Genomic DNA, 13,632 nt, shown 5'->3' with positions numbered 1-13,632 from the left:
GGTGATGGGATGCCAGCGAGTCTAGGTGGGTCGCGTGACGATTGCAGGAGTTTCGTGGCGCGGGCGGCGCAGGCGGGCGATTTCGGGCAGCCGGCGGCCGGATCTCCTGCATTCGTCACGCGACGGCGCGGCGAGCGCGGCGGTCGCGCGCGTACCGGTCAGGCGCGGGCGGTCCACCAGGCGCGCAGGCGCTCCTCGGCGGCATCCGGGCCGATGATCCCCTCGTCGAGGCGTAGGTCGAGCAGGAACCGGTACGCCGCACCGACCTCGCGACCCGGTCCGATGCCGAGGACCTCCTGGATGCGGTTGCCGTCGAGCTCGGGGCGGATCGCGTCGAGCTCCTCCTGCGCGGCGAGCTCGGCGATGCGCCGCTCGATGTCGTCGTAGGCCGCGCCGAGTCGCGCGGCCTTGCGGCGGTTGCGGGTCGTGACGTCGGCGCGGGTGAGGATGTGCAGCCGCTCGAGCTGATCCCCCGCGTCGCGCACGTAACGGCGGACGGCCGAGTCGGTCCAGGCGCCCTCCGAGTAGCCGAAGAAGCGCAGGTGCTGCTCGATCAGCTGGCTGACGGCGCCGATCGTGTCGGAGTCGAACCGCAGCGCCTGCAGGCGCTTGCGTGCCATCCGCGCGCCCTTGAGGTCGTGGTGGTGGAAGCTGACCCCGCCCCCCGGCTCGAGGGTGCGGGTCGCGGGCTTGCCGATGTCGTGCAGCAGCGCCGCGAGGCGCAGCGTCACGTCGGGGGCCTCGCCGGGGTGCCGCTCGTGCTCGAGGTCGATCGCCTGCCGCAGCACGGTCAGCGAGTGCTCGTAGACGTCCTTGTGGTGGTGGTGCTCGTCGATCTCGAGCCGGAGGGCCGGCACCTCGGGCACGATCTCGGCCATGAGTCCGGTGTCGACGAGCAGGCGGATGCCTCGCACCGGATCGTCGCTGGCGAGCAGCTTCACGAGCTCGCCCTGCACGCGCTCGGGGCTGACGATGCGGATCGACTCGCGCAGCCGCGCCATGGCCTCGACGGTGTCGGGGGCGACGTCGAACCCGAGCTGGCCGGCGAACCGCGCGGCCCGCAGCATCCGGAGCGGATCGTCGCCGAAGCTGACGTCGGGGTCGCCGGGCGTGCGCAGGACGCCGCCGATGAGGTCCTCGACCCCGCCGGTCGGGTCGACGAGCGCGGGGACCGGCAGGCGCAGGGCCATCGCGCCGACGGTGAAATCGCGTCGTGCGAGGTCGCCCTCGAGGGTGTCGCCGAAGGCGACGACGGGCTTGCGGGTGACGCCGTCGTAGCTGTCGGCGCGGTAGGTGGTGATCTCGACCTGCTCGAACGTGCCGTCCGGCCCCGGCACCTTCGCGCCGATCGTGCCGAACGCGCGGCCGATGTCCCAGGTGGCGGATGCCAGGGGCTTCACGATCCGCAGGGTCTCGTCGGGGCGTGCGTTGGTCGCGAAGTCGAGGTCGTTCACGGGGCGGCCGAGCAGGGCGTCGCGCACCGGGCCGCCGACGATCGCGAGCTCGAAGCCCGCCTCGGCGAAGGCGGCGCCCAGGCGCGCGACGATCGGCGAGGTCGCGAGCGCCCCCAGTCGGTCGAGGCCCGCGGCCATGTTGAGCATGGATTCCAGCGTACCCGGCGCCCGCGCGCGCCCGGAGTGGGGACAGCTCACGCGACCGGGCGCAGGAACCCCATCACGGCGAGCTCGCGCACGCGCGGCAGCAGGTCGGCGCGGAGCGCCGCAGCATCCACCTCGAGCAGATCCGCGATCGCGTCGACGAGCACACCGACGGGCAGCTCGCCGTCGGATGCCCCGACGAGCGCGGCGAGCGCGGGGTCGACCTCGAGCGTGCGGGCGAAACCGCCGCCCTGGCGCAGTTCGATGACGCTCGGCGCCTCGGCCCCGGGCAGGTGGTGGCGCGCCTCGGTCACGTCGCCCGCGACCACGAGTCGCGCCGCGGCGAGCGCGTCGTCGTCGAGCGCGGACAGCGCATCGGATGCCTCGAGCGCGGCCGCCAGGTGTGCGCCGAGGCCGCCCTCACGCGCGCCGATGGGCTGCGTGAGCCGTTCGAAGCGGCGGAGCGCGGGCGCGTCGGCGCCCTCCGGCACGCGCCGCAGCAGCAGGTACCCGAACCCGACGGCGGTGACGCCGCGCGCGGCGAAGTCGGCGAGCCACGCCTGGACGAGCGCGCCGTAGCCGGGCGTTCCCGGCGCGGTACCGCCGTCGCGCACCCACAGCTCGGCGTAGGCGAGCGGGTCGAGCTGCTCGCGCTCGACGATCCACGCGTCGAGCGGCACCGGCGAGGCATCCACCCACGCGCGCACCCGACCCAAGCCATCGGCGCCGTCGCGGTACTCCCAGTTGCCGAGCAACTGCGCGGTGCCGCCGGGCGCGAGCACCTCGCCGACACCGGTCACGAACGCGGCGACGAGGTCGTCGCCGGCGAGCCCCGCATCGCGGTACTCGTACTCGGGCACCCCGGCGACCCGCGGCGTGATGACGAACGGCGGGTTCGAGACGACGCGATCGAACACCTCGCCACGCACGGGCTCGAACAGGCTGCCGAGCCGCGTCTCGATGCCGTCGACGCCGTTCAACAGCGCGTTCAGGCGGGTGAAGGCGAGGGCGCGCTCCGACACGTCGGTCGCGACGACCCGTTCGGCGAACCGCCGCGCGCGCAACGCCTGGATGCCGCACCCGGTGCCCAGGTCGAGCACCCGCTCGGCGTGGGTCGGCAGCTGCAGCCCGGCGAGGGTGAGCGAGGCACCTCCGACACCGAGCACGTGCCCGATCGGCAGCGCCCCACCCAGGGCGGCCTCGTCGAGGTCGCTCGCGATCCACCACTGGCCCGTCCGTTCGCCGGTGTCATCGCCGGCGGCGGCACCGGCCCCGTCGTCGGCGAAGTCCTGCGGCCGCACGAGCGCGCGGGGCAGCACCTCGTCGCCGTCGATCTCGGCGAGCCCGAGCGCGGCGAGCCCGCCGGCGCCGGTGCGCACGAGCACGCGGTCGACGGATGCCCGTGACGTCGGCACGCCCAGGAACAGCAGTCGCGCGAGCACGGCCACCGCGTCGCGCGCGCCAGCAGCGGTGGGGTCGGGGGCGGGATCGGCGGCCGGATCCGGGTCGAGACGGGCGAGCGCGGTCAGCGCCGGACCGTGCAGTCCGTGCCCCACGGCCTCGTCGGCGAGCGGCCCCCACGCCTCGCGCACGGCGTCGGCGGTGTAGCCGGCGTCCGAGAGATCGGCGCGCAGCCGGGCGACGAGCGCCGGGTCGGGTTCGGGCGCGAGGTCACTGCTCACCGGGGCATCCCATCGTCGTCATTCGGGCACGTGCGGCCGGTCTCGGGGCGCGCACAGGGGTGTCACCCTAGAATCGCAGCTGATCGTGCGGCATGGATCGCACCCGACCCGATTCGCGTCATGACCCCCAGCCTCTCCGCTTCTGTGCGCCACCGCCTGCGCCGACTCGCCGCCGCTCCGGCGATGCTCTCGGCACTGCTGACGCTCGCGCTGGCCGGCCCGGCCGCGGCGGCGCCGAGCGCATCGTCGCCAGCGACCGCGACCGCGACCACGGCCCCGGCCGCCACCGGCGACGCGTCGACGGTGACCTTCGCGGTCGCCCCGTCGGCGGACGGCGTCGTCACCGCGGGGCAGCCGCTCGCCGTGTCGGTGTCGGCGCGCAACGCGACGGGATCGACCGTGCCGGCGTCGTCGGTGCACCTCACCACGTCGACGCAGGCGCTCGCGACGCGGGCCGACGTGAAAGCGTGGCTCGCCGCACCGGCCGCCGACGCCGCACGCACCGAACTTGCGGTCGCCGACGGCGAGGTGCCCTCGATCGTTCCGCTCGGTGTCGGCAGCGCGACGCTCTCGCTCGATGCGACCGCCCTCGCCGCGCTCGCGCCCGGCGTCTACCCGCTGCGCGCCGACTACGGCAGCGGAGCGTCGACCACCACGGCCGTGAGCGTGTTCGTCGTGCCCGGCGACGCCGGCACCGGCGCCCTCGGGCTCGTCGCCCCCCTCACCGCACCCGCTCAGTCCACGGGCCTCCTCACGAGCACCGAGCTCGCCGAACTGACCGCACCGGACGGCGAGCTGCGCGCGCAGCTCGACGCCGTCTCCGGCACCGCCGCCATCCTCGCCGTCGACCCGGCGATCGTCGCCGCCATCCGTGTGCTCGGCACGTCTGCACCGGCGAGCGCCACCCGGTGGCTCGCCGATCTCCTGCAGCTGCCGAACTCGCGGTTCGCGCTGCAGTTCGGCGACGCCGACCTCGCCGCGCAGGTCGCCGCCGGCCAGTCGACGCCCCTCACGGTGTCGACCCTCGCCCCCTATCTCACCGAATCCGACTTCACCGGCATCACCCCCAGCCCCGCTCCTTCCGGCTCCGCCGACCCCACCGCCGACCCGACGCCCGGCCCCACCGGCGACCCCGCCCCCACGCCCACCCCGACCGGCAACACCGGCACCGGCACCGGCCCGACGCTGCCCACCCTCGCACAGCTCACCGACATCGGCGCCGGCACCGGCTCGGTGTTCTGGCCCGCCTCGGGCACCGCGACGGCCGACGTCGTCGCCGCCCTCGGCGCGCTCACCGTCGACGACATCGCCTCGATCACCCTCGTCGACTCCGAGACCGTCACCGGCTCCGAGACGCAGGCTGCCGCCGGCGCCCGAGGGACAGCGAACGGCGCCCAGGTGCTCGTCTACGACGCGGATGCCTCGCGCGCACTCGCCACGGCCGCCGCCACCGACACGCCCCTCACCCGCGCCGAGGCGCTGGCCGAGGCATCCGCCTACGCCGCCCTCGCCGTCGCGGCCGACCCGAGCGCTCCCCTCCTCGTCGCGCTCGACCGGCCGAGCGAAGTCACGGGAGCGGGCGCCCGCGCCGCCGTCGTCGCGGGGACGCATCTCGCCGGCCGTGCCGCGACCGACCTCGCCACGCTCACCGCCGCCCCCGCCGCGACGCTCTCGATCGCCGGTGGCGAGGTGCCCACCGACCGCGCCGCCGACCTCACGGCGCTCCTCGCCGGTGAGGACGAGCTGACCGACTTCGCGACGATCCTCGCCGACCCCGCGCTCATCACCGCACGCGAGCGCGCGTCGATCCTGCAGCTCCTCGGCAACGGCTGGCGCGCCCAGCCGGCGCAGGCCGCGGCCGCCCTCGAGGCCCACCGCACTCAGACGCAGGAGACGCTCGAGGCGGTGGCGGTCGTGCCGCCGAGCGACATCACACTCGCCGCGACGAGCGCGCCGCTCACCTTCTCGGTGCGCAACGACCTACCGTGGCCGGTCTCGCTGCGCCTCATCGCCACCCCGAACGACCCGCGGCTCGTCGTGCAGAACACGACCGAGGTCGAAGCCGGGCCCGAGCAGAACACGCGCGTGCAGGTGCCCGTGGAGGCGCGGGTCGGCAGCGGCGAGTCGACGCTCTCCCTGCAGCTGCGGAGCCCGGAGATGGTCGCGATCGGCGACACGGTCCCCGTGCACGTGACGGTGCGCGCCGAGTGGGAGTCGGTGGGGCTCATCGTGATGGCGACCCTCGTCGGCGCGATGATCGTGATCGGCATCGTGCGCACGGTGCGCAAGATGCGCCGCCGCAAGGAGGACTCGGATGGCTAGTCTCGGTCGCGCCAGCGCCATCATCGCGGGGGGAACGCTGGTCTCGCGACTGACGGGTCTCGTCCGCTCGATCCTGCTCGTCGCGGTGATCGGCTCGTACATGAGCCGGCCGGCGGATGCCTTCGCGATCGCCGCGACGCTGCCGACGAACGTCTACGAGCTGCTCGCGGCCGGTGTGATCACGGGCATCATCGTGCCGCAGATCGTGAAGGCCGCCGCGCACTCCGACGGGGGATCGCGGTTCGTCTCGAAGCTGCTCACCCTCGGGACGGTCGTGCTCGTCGGGGCGACCGCGGTCGTCATGGCGCTCGCGCCCGTGCTGATCTGGATGTACGCCGCGACGTACCCTCCGGAGCAGCACGCGCTGGCCGTCGCCTTCGCGTACTGGCTGCTGCCGCAGCTGCTGTTCTACGGTCTCTACGCTCTGCTCGGTGAAGCGCTGAACGCGAGACGGGTGTTCGGGCCGTACAGCTGGGCTCCCACGGTCAACAACCTCGTCTCGATCGCCGGCTTCACGATCTTCCTCGTGGTCTTCGGTGGCCCGCACACGCAGATCTCCGACTGGACGCCCACGATGATCGCGCTTCTCGGCGGCACCGCGACGCTCGGCATCGCGCTGCAGACCGTCGTGCTGCTGTTCTTCTGGAAGCGCACGAAGCTGCGGATCCGCCCCGATTTCGGCTGGCGCGGCATCGGTCTCCGCCACATCGGCACGCTCGCGTGGTGGACGTTCCTCGCCGTCGTCGTCGGCCAGCTCGCCTACATCGTGCAGACGCAGGTCGTGAGCGCGGCGTCGGGCAAAGCGAGCACCGCGGTGATGGGCTACGCCTGGCTGATCTTCATGCTGCCGCACTCGATCGTCGCGATGTCGATCTCCACCACGTACTTCACGCGGCTCGCGGAGGAGGTCTCCGAGGGCCGGCTCGACGCGGTCGGCCCAAATCTCGACGAGTCGATCCGGGCGATCTCGGTGTTCGGGTTCGGTTTCACGGCGGCGATCGCCGCGGCCTCCGTACCCCTCTCCCGCGTCTTCAGCAACACCACCGACGGCGCCGTCGCGACCGCGTGGGTCGTCTGCGCCTACCTGGTCGCCCTCGTGCCGTTCGGGGTGCTCATGGTGATCCGCCGGGCGTTCTTCGCGTTCCAAGACACCCGCACGCCGTTCTTCTTCGGCGTCACCCAGGCCGTGCTCACCGCGCTCGGCGCGCTGCTCGCCCTCGCGGCCGTCGCCCTCGACCTCCTGCCGCTGGCTTTCCTCGCGGTCGGCGTCGCGCTCACGCAGTCGCTCGCGACGTTCGTGCAGCTGCCGTTCGCGGTGCGCCTGCTGCGGCGGCACACCGACACCGGAGCGCTCCGGAGCACCTGGCGGGCTCTCGGCCGGTTCGCCGTCGCGGCGGTGCCCGCGTTCGCCGCCGGCTGGGCGACGTTCCTCCTCCTCGGCGGGACGGACGGCTGGGCGGCCAGCGACAAGCTCCTCGGCGCGATCGGCGCTGCCCTCGTGGGCGGCGTCACGCTGCTCGTCTACGTCGCCGCGCTCGCGGTGCTGCGCGCGCCCGAGCTCGCCATCGCGACCCGCACGGTCCGCCGCCTGCTCGGACGCTGACCGCCCCGCTGACGGCGCCGACACCCTTCCGCCCACACGCCCGTGGAATGCCCCGCGGCTACCATGGGTTGAATGCGCTGGGGCCCGCCACTGGGCATCCGCAGATGAAGGGGAAGCACGTGCGACAGGTCATCATCATCGGCTCCGGACCCGCGGGGTTCACCGCCGCCATCTACGCGGCGCGGGCGAACCTCAGCCCGTTGCTGATCGCGAGCTCCGTCGAAGCCGGCGGCGAACTGATGAACACCACCGAGGTGGAGAACTTCCCCGGCTTTCCCGAGGGCATCAAGGGCCCCGACCTCATGGCGAGGATGCAGGAGCAAGCCGAGAAGTTCGGCACCGAGGTGCTCTACGACGACGTCACCGCGCTCGACCTGACCGGTCGGACGAAGACGGTGACGCTCGGCAGCGGCGCGGTGCACGAGGCGCCTGCCGTGGTGTTCGCCACCGGGTCGGCGCCGCGCAAGATCGGCGTCGTCGGCGAGCAGCGCCTGTCGGGCCACGGCGTGTCGTACTGCGCGACCTGCGACGGATTCTTCTTCCGCGAGCAGGAGATCGCCGTCGTCGGCGGCGGCGACTCGGCCATGGAGGAGGCGATCTTCCTCACCAAGTTCGCCTCGAGGGTCTACGTGATCCACCGCCGCGACGAGCTGCGCGCGTCGAAGATCATGCAGGACCGCGCGTTCGCCAACGAGAAGATCGAGTTCGTCTGGAACAGCGAGATCGTCGACGTGGTCGGCGACGACGCGGTGACGGGCCTGCTGCTGCGCGACACCGTCGACGGATCCACCCGGGAACTCCCGGTCACGGGCGTTTTCGTCGCGATCGGCAACGACCCGCGCACGCACCTCGTGCACGACCAGCTCGACATCACCGAGCACGGCACCGTGTGGGTCGACGGGCGCTCGTCGCGCACCTCGGTGCCTGGCGTATTCGCTGCCGGCGACGTCGTCGACCCGACCTACCGCCAGGCCGTCACCGCCGCCGGCAGCGGCGCGACCGCCGCGCTCGACGTGGAGCACTACCTCGCCGCTCTGGGCGACGCCGGTGCCCCCGCTCCGGATGCCTCGGAGATCGACCACCTCACCGACGCCGACGGCGACGCGGACACCGCCACGGCCTGACCGGGCCTCGCGGAACAATCCCGCGCGCATCCCTGTTGTAGCGATTACCGCTTCTGTAAGGAGAAGAACATGACTGCGAAGGCAACGAGCGAGAGCAGCTGGCAGCAGGACGTCATCGACGCCGACGGTCCCGTGCTGGTCGACTTCTGGGCCGCCTGGTGCGGACCGTGTCGCATGGTGGGCCCGATCCTCGACGAGATCCAGAGCGAGAACGGCGACAAGCTCACCGTCCTGAAGCTCAACGTCGACGAGAACCCGAACCTCGCCATGGAGTACCAGATCACCTCGATCCCGGCGATGAAGGTGTTCAACAGGGGTCAGGTCGAGAAGACGATCATCGGCGCCAAGCCGAAGTTCGCGCTCGAGCAGGACCTCGCCGCCTACATCGGCTGACGATCCGCCTCTCTGCACCGCACAGGTGCGCGTGGAGCGCTGTTACGACGCCTCCACGCGCACCGACGCATCCCACGTGCGGTGCGGCTCGCTGCCGAGCAGCCGCCACACCGCGCCCGTGAGCGCCGGGTAGTCGAGCGAGATCTGCCGCAGCACGCGGTAGTTGCGCGCGACCGTCGGCCGGTTGCCGCCGTCGGCGGCGATGTTCTCCGCACGCAGGGTCAGCACGACGAGTTCGTCGACCGTCGGCAGGTCCTCCATGAAGTCCCACGGGTCTTCGCCGTCGCGGATGCGCTCCTCGATGAGCACCGACAGCTCATCGGATGCCTCCGCGCGCAGCAGCTCGAGGCTGGCGCGTCGGGGCAGGGCGGGGCGGTCGGTCACCCCTCCAGCCTACGTCGGCTCGCGCCGGTCAGAGCGCGCCGTACTCCGTTTCGCCAAGTTCGGCGAGGATCCGGTTGAGATCCTGGATCGTGGCGAAATCAATGTTGATCTGGCCTTTTCTTGCGGTGAGCGAGATCTTGACCTTCGTGTTGAGCCGGTCGCCGAGCCGCTCCGCCACGTCATCGAGGTGGGCGCGACGGGCGCCGGCCTTCGGGCGCAGGGCGCGGTGGTCACCGGCATCCGCGGTCTTCGCGGCCGCCTCGGCGGCGCGCACGGAGAGGTCTTCGTTGACGATCTTGTCGGCCAGGCGCTGCATCGACGTCGCGTCGTCGAGCGAGAGGATCGCGCGCGCGTGCCCGGCGCTCAGCACCCCCGCCGCGACGCGCTGCTGCACCGGGACGGGCAGCTTGAGCAGGCGGATCGTGTTGCTGATCTGCGGACGCGACCGGCCGATACGGGTCGCGAGCTGCTCCTGGGTGATGCCGAAGTCGTCGAGCAACTGCTGGTAGGCCGACGCCTCTTCGAGCGGGTTCAGCTGCGAGCGGTGCAGGTTCTCGAGCAGCGCATCGCGCAGGAGGTCTTCATCGGCGGTGTCGCGGACGATCGCCGGAATCGAGGTGAGACCCGCCTCCCGTGCGGCGCGCGTGCGCCGCTCGCCCATGATCAGCTCGTAGGCGCCGTCCTCGTTGGTGCGGACGACGACCGGCTGGAGCACACCGAACTCGCGGATGCTGTGCACGAGCTCGGCGAGGTCGTCGGGGTCGAAGTTCGTCCGCGGCTGCCGAGGGTTCGGCATGATCTCGTTCGGGTCGACGGAGACGAGCCGCGCCCCGGGAACCGCGACGAGGTCGGCGGTCGCGGCATCCGGGGCATCCGGGGTGTCTGTCGCATCCACGACGTCCGTGGCACCCGCCCTGGTGCGGACCGTCGACGAAGCGCCCGGGAAGAAGACGTCGACGGGCCGCGCCTCGGCGGTCTCGGTGGTCGGGATCAGCGCGCCGATCCCCCGGCCCAGTCCGGTTCGCTTCGCCATCAGAGTGCTCCCTCTTTCGTTGCCGACTGCTGTCGATGCACCAGTTCCACCGCGGCCTCGCGGTACGAGACCGCGCCGACCGACTGGCCGTCGTACGCGATGACCGTCTGCCCGAAGCTCGGCGCCTCCGACACGCGCACCGAGCGGGGGATGACGGTGTGCAGCACCTCGTTCGGGAAGTGCGCGCGCACTTCGTCGGCGACCTGCTGTGCGAGGCGTGTGCGCCCGTCGTACATGGTGAGCAGGATCGTCGACAGGTGCAGCGCCGGATTCAGGTGCTTCTGGATCATCCGGATGCTCCCGAGCAGCTGGCTGAGACCCTCGAGCGCGTAATACTCGCACTGGATCGGGATCATCAGCTCGCCGGCGGCCGTGAAGGCGTTGATCGTGAGCAGCCCGAGCGACGGTGGGCAGTCGATGAGCACGAAGTCGAGTCGATCTTCGGTGGTCGCGAGGTACTCCTCCAGCGCGGTGCGCAGGCGATGCTCGCGCGCGACCTGCGAGACCAGCTCGATCTCCGCGCCGGCCAGGTGGATGGTGCTGGGCGCACAGAAGAGGTTCGGCGACTCCGGGCTCGTCTGGATGATGTCGGCGAGCGGGAACTCGTCGATCAGCACATCGTAGATGCTGGGGATGCCGGCGGTGTGCGGCACACCGAGCGCCGTGGAGGCGTTCCCCTGCGGGTCGAGGTCGATCACCAGCACGCGTGCACCGAGGGATGCCAGGGCGGCAGCCATGTTCACGGTCGTGGTGGTCTTTCCCACGCCACCCTTCTGATTGGAGATCGTCAGAACGCGGGTGTCGCCGGTGAAATCGAACGAGATGCCCTCGAGCGCCTTGCGGCGCGAGGTGAGATCGGCCAGTTCACGGGCGATGGGACTGTCGTCGAGAGAGAAGGGTGCGGGAGAGGTCGCTTTCTCCGATTCCGGCACCATCAACTCCTGTCTTTCGCCAACCACTCCACTGTAGTCGAGACCACCCCCACCAGCTCACGCGATGTTTCACGTGAAACATCAGGACTGCGGCCCCTCGCGATGTTTCACGTGAAACATCCGGTCAGCGCGTGCGCGTCGCCCGGACCACGCGCGTCGGCTCGGCGATCACGCCGTCACCGACCACCTCGACGCGAATGTCGTCGAGGCCGTACTTCCTGATCTGCTTTGCGGCGGCGTCGATCTCGTTGGCCGCGTTCGCGCCCTTCAACAGGACCAACTCACCCCCCACGCGCACGAGCGGCGCCGTCAGGGGGATCAGCGTCTTCAAGGCGCTCACCGCGCGTGCGGTCACGGCGTCGAGCACCGCACCCTCGGTCCACTCCTCGCCGCGAGCGCGCACGATCTCGACGTTGTCCAGCCCCAGGGCATCCTTCTGCTCCTGCAACCAGGTCACGCGCCGTTCCATCGGTTCGATCAGCACCCACTGAACGTCGGGGCGCGTGATCGCCAGCACGATTCCAGGCAGTCCCGCACCCGATCCCACGTCGCCCACACGCGCACCGGACGCGAACAGCGGAGCGGCGACGGCGGAGTTCAGGATGTGTCGCGACCAGAGTCGCGCCGGTTCGAGCGGACCGATCAGCCCGCGCTCCTCACCGTGCTCGCCCAGCGCCGCCGTGAACCGGCGGGCGCGTTCGAGGTTCTCTCCGAAGACGGCGGAGGCCTCGGTGGGCTCAGTCTCGATCATGGCGATGTTTCACGTGAAACATTGACGGGGTGACGTCGGCGCGGTCAGGCGCGACGAATGACCGTGTGACGGTCGCTGCCCTCGCCGTACGACTCCGACACGAGCCCGCGATCGGCGACGATGTCGTGGATGAGCTTGCGCTCGTAGCTCGACATCGCCGGCAGGGATGCCTGCGACGCGCCCTCGTCGAGTCGTGCGATCGCGCGGTCGACGAGCTTCTCCAGCTGGAGCTGGCGCGCATCGCGCGACCCGCCAACGTCGAGGATCAGCCGCGAGAACCGACCGGTCTGCGTCTGCACGGCGATGCGGGTCAGTTCCTGCAGCGCCTGCACGGTGTCGGGGTCGGAGAGGAGTCGAAGGGCGTCCTGGTCGTCGTTCTCGACCGACACGTAGGCCCGGCCGGCGCGCACATCGAGGGTCAGGTCGCCATCGATATCGGCGATGTCGAGCAGCCCCTCGAGGTAGTCGGCGGCGACGTCGCCCTCCTGCTCGAGCTGCTCCACGGTGGCGACCGCGCGGGCGTCGGTCGCGACGTCGGTGCTGGTCTGGTCGGCGTTGGTGCTCATCATCGTCCTCGCTTCGTCGGTCAGGCGTTGTCGGTCGGCTCGGCGTCGCCGGGCTTCGCGCCGCCGCCGGGCTTCGCCTCGCCGGTCCCCGGCCTCTTGGGCTCGTTCGCCGCGCCCGGCTTGTTCGGCTCGTTCGCCGGCTTGTTCTTCTGAGCCTGCTTCTTCGCGCGCTGTTTGCCGGTGGGCTGCTGACGCTTCGGTGCCTGCTCCTTGGCGCGCTGCGCCTCTTCGTACAGACGCTGCTGCTCGGCCTGGTACTTCTCGAGGGGCACGATCTTGCCCTGCGCGTCGATCGCCTTGCCCTTGCGCGCGAGCCGCTCCTCACGAGCCTTTGCGGCCTCGGAACCGGGCGTCGGCAGGTTCCGGATGACGAGGAACTGCTGCACCATCGTCCAGATGTTGGAGGTGAACCAGTAGAGCACGACACCCAGCGGGAAGAACACACCCGAGAAGATGAAGGCCAGCGGCAGGATGTACAGCATGATGCGCTGCATCTGGTAGGCCTGGCCGGTCTTGGCTTCGGGGGAGAGGTTCTTCGAGATGATCTGCAGCTGCGTGATGAACTGCGACGCGATCATCAGGATGACGAGGATCACGAGGATCGTGACCGTCGCCTCCCAGCCGTCGGGCTTCTGGTTGACGGCCTCGATGAGGCTCGTGTGCAGCGGCGCGACGCCGAACAGCTTCGCCTCGTAGAACTGCCAGGTGAGCTCCTTGTTGAGGAGCCCGACCCCGCCCACACCCCACTCGGCGTGCTTCTTCACGTCGGAGAGCGTGTAGAACATGCCGAGCAGGATCGGCATCTGCACCAGCATCGGCAGGCAGCTCGAGACCGGGGTGGTGCCGTGCTTCTTGTACAGCGCCATCGTCTCGCGCCTCATCGCCTCGCGAGAGAGCTGATCCTTCTTGCCGCGGTACTTCTCCTGAACTTTTCGCAGTTCAGGGGTGATTTCCATCATCTTGCGCTGGCCCTTGATGTACCGCACGAAGAGCGGAATGAGCGCCGAGCGCACGACCACCACGAGGCCGATGATCGACAGCACCCAGGTGAGGCCGGCATCGGCCGGCAGGCCCAGCGACGTGAAGATCCAGTGCCAGAACACGAGGATCGCCTCGACGATCCACTTGAACGGCCACATGATGGTGCTGAAGAAGTCGAGGCTCGTCGACGGGGCCGGCGTCGTCGGCGTCGGCACGACCGGCGTCGGCGTGGCGGCGGCCACGCGGTACAGAAGATCCAGCAC

At 71.1% G+C, this 13,632-nt stretch carries 12 protein-coding genes; 4 read left to right on the top strand and 8 right to left on the bottom strand.

The window, feature by feature from the left end:
- Positions 1–158: 158 nt before the first annotated feature.
- Positions 159–1,601: a CCA tRNA nucleotidyltransferase gene (locus tag FHX68_RS09085; RefSeq protein WP_141379423.1), complete on the bottom strand. Its 1,443-nt coding sequence runs from the start codon at positions 1,599–1,601 to the stop codon at positions 159–161.
- A gap of 47 nt (positions 1,602–1,648) precedes the next feature.
- Complete coding sequence (locus FHX68_RS09080; protein ID WP_141379421.1) at positions 1,649–3,280, bottom strand: DUF7059 domain-containing protein; 1,632 nt, start codon at positions 3,278–3,280, stop codon at positions 1,649–1,651.
- Between the two features lie 120 nt (positions 3,281–3,400).
- On the opposite strand from FHX68_RS09080, the gene FHX68_RS09075 reads away from it, so the two are divergent.
- From FHX68_RS09075 to trxA, 4 genes are all read left to right on the top strand, one after another.
- On the top strand, positions 3,401–5,602 hold the full coding sequence (locus FHX68_RS09075) for a DUF6049 family protein (protein WP_141379419.1): 2,202 nt from the start codon (positions 3,401–3,403) through the stop codon (positions 5,600–5,602).
- Entirely contained in the window at positions 5,595–7,205 is a 1,611-nt protein-coding gene (gene murJ / locus FHX68_RS09070) for a murein biosynthesis integral membrane protein MurJ (RefSeq protein WP_141379417.1), read from the top strand. The genes FHX68_RS09075 and murJ overlap by 8 nt, the downstream gene beginning before the upstream one ends.
- Positions 7,206–7,324: 119 nt before the next feature.
- Positions 7,325–8,329, top strand: a complete 1,005-nt coding sequence (gene trxB / locus FHX68_RS09065) for a thioredoxin-disulfide reductase (RefSeq protein ID WP_141379438.1) — start codon at positions 7,325–7,327, stop codon at positions 8,327–8,329.
- Positions 8,330–8,398: 69 nt separating this feature from the next.
- Positions 8,399–8,722 (top strand): thioredoxin, encoded by a 324-nt coding sequence (trxA, locus tag FHX68_RS09060; protein ID WP_141379415.1) that lies wholly within the window; start codon positions 8,399–8,401, stop codon positions 8,720–8,722.
- 42 nt (positions 8,723–8,764) lie between these two features.
- On the opposite strand, the gene FHX68_RS09055 is transcribed toward trxA, so the two are convergent.
- The 6 genes from FHX68_RS09055 to yidC form a co-directional block, all read right to left on the bottom strand.
- A complete protein-coding gene (locus tag FHX68_RS09055; protein ID WP_141379413.1) occupies positions 8,765–9,106 on the bottom strand; it encodes a tryptophan synthase subunit alpha in 342 nt (113 codons plus the stop codon).
- 28 nt (positions 9,107–9,134) lie between these two features.
- Positions 9,135–10,139 carry a ParB/RepB/Spo0J family partition protein gene (locus FHX68_RS09050; RefSeq protein WP_141379411.1) on the bottom strand — a complete coding sequence of 335 codons (1,005 nt, stop codon included), beginning with the start codon at positions 10,137–10,139 and terminating at the stop codon, positions 9,135–9,137.
- Complete coding sequence (locus FHX68_RS09045; protein ID WP_141379436.1) at positions 10,139–11,071, bottom strand: ParA family protein; 933 nt, start codon at positions 11,069–11,071, stop codon at positions 10,139–10,141. Before FHX68_RS09045 ends, FHX68_RS09050 begins: the two co-directional genes overlap by 1 nt.
- A gap of 124 nt (positions 11,072–11,195) precedes the next feature.
- Positions 11,196–11,822: a 16S rRNA (guanine(527)-N(7))-methyltransferase RsmG gene (gene rsmG, locus FHX68_RS09040; protein WP_141379409.1), complete on the bottom strand. Its 627-nt coding sequence runs from the start codon at positions 11,820–11,822 to the stop codon at positions 11,196–11,198.
- 44 nt (positions 11,823–11,866) lie between these two features.
- Positions 11,867–12,388 (bottom strand): Jag family protein, encoded by a 522-nt coding sequence (locus FHX68_RS09035; protein ID WP_141379434.1) that lies wholly within the window; start codon positions 12,386–12,388, stop codon positions 11,867–11,869.
- Between the two features lie 20 nt (positions 12,389–12,408).
- Positions 12,409–13,632 carry a membrane protein insertase YidC gene (gene yidC, locus FHX68_RS09030; RefSeq protein WP_229661440.1) on the bottom strand — a complete coding sequence of 408 codons (1,224 nt, stop codon included), beginning with the start codon at positions 13,630–13,632 and terminating at the stop codon, positions 12,409–12,411.

The organism is Microbacterium lacticum, assembly GCF_006716815.1.
Lineage (GTDB): Bacteria > Actinomycetota > Actinomycetes > Actinomycetales > Microbacteriaceae > Microbacterium > Microbacterium lacticum.
Note: the sequence above shows the minus strand (reverse complement) of the source record. Positions and strands in the feature narration are given on the sequence as shown.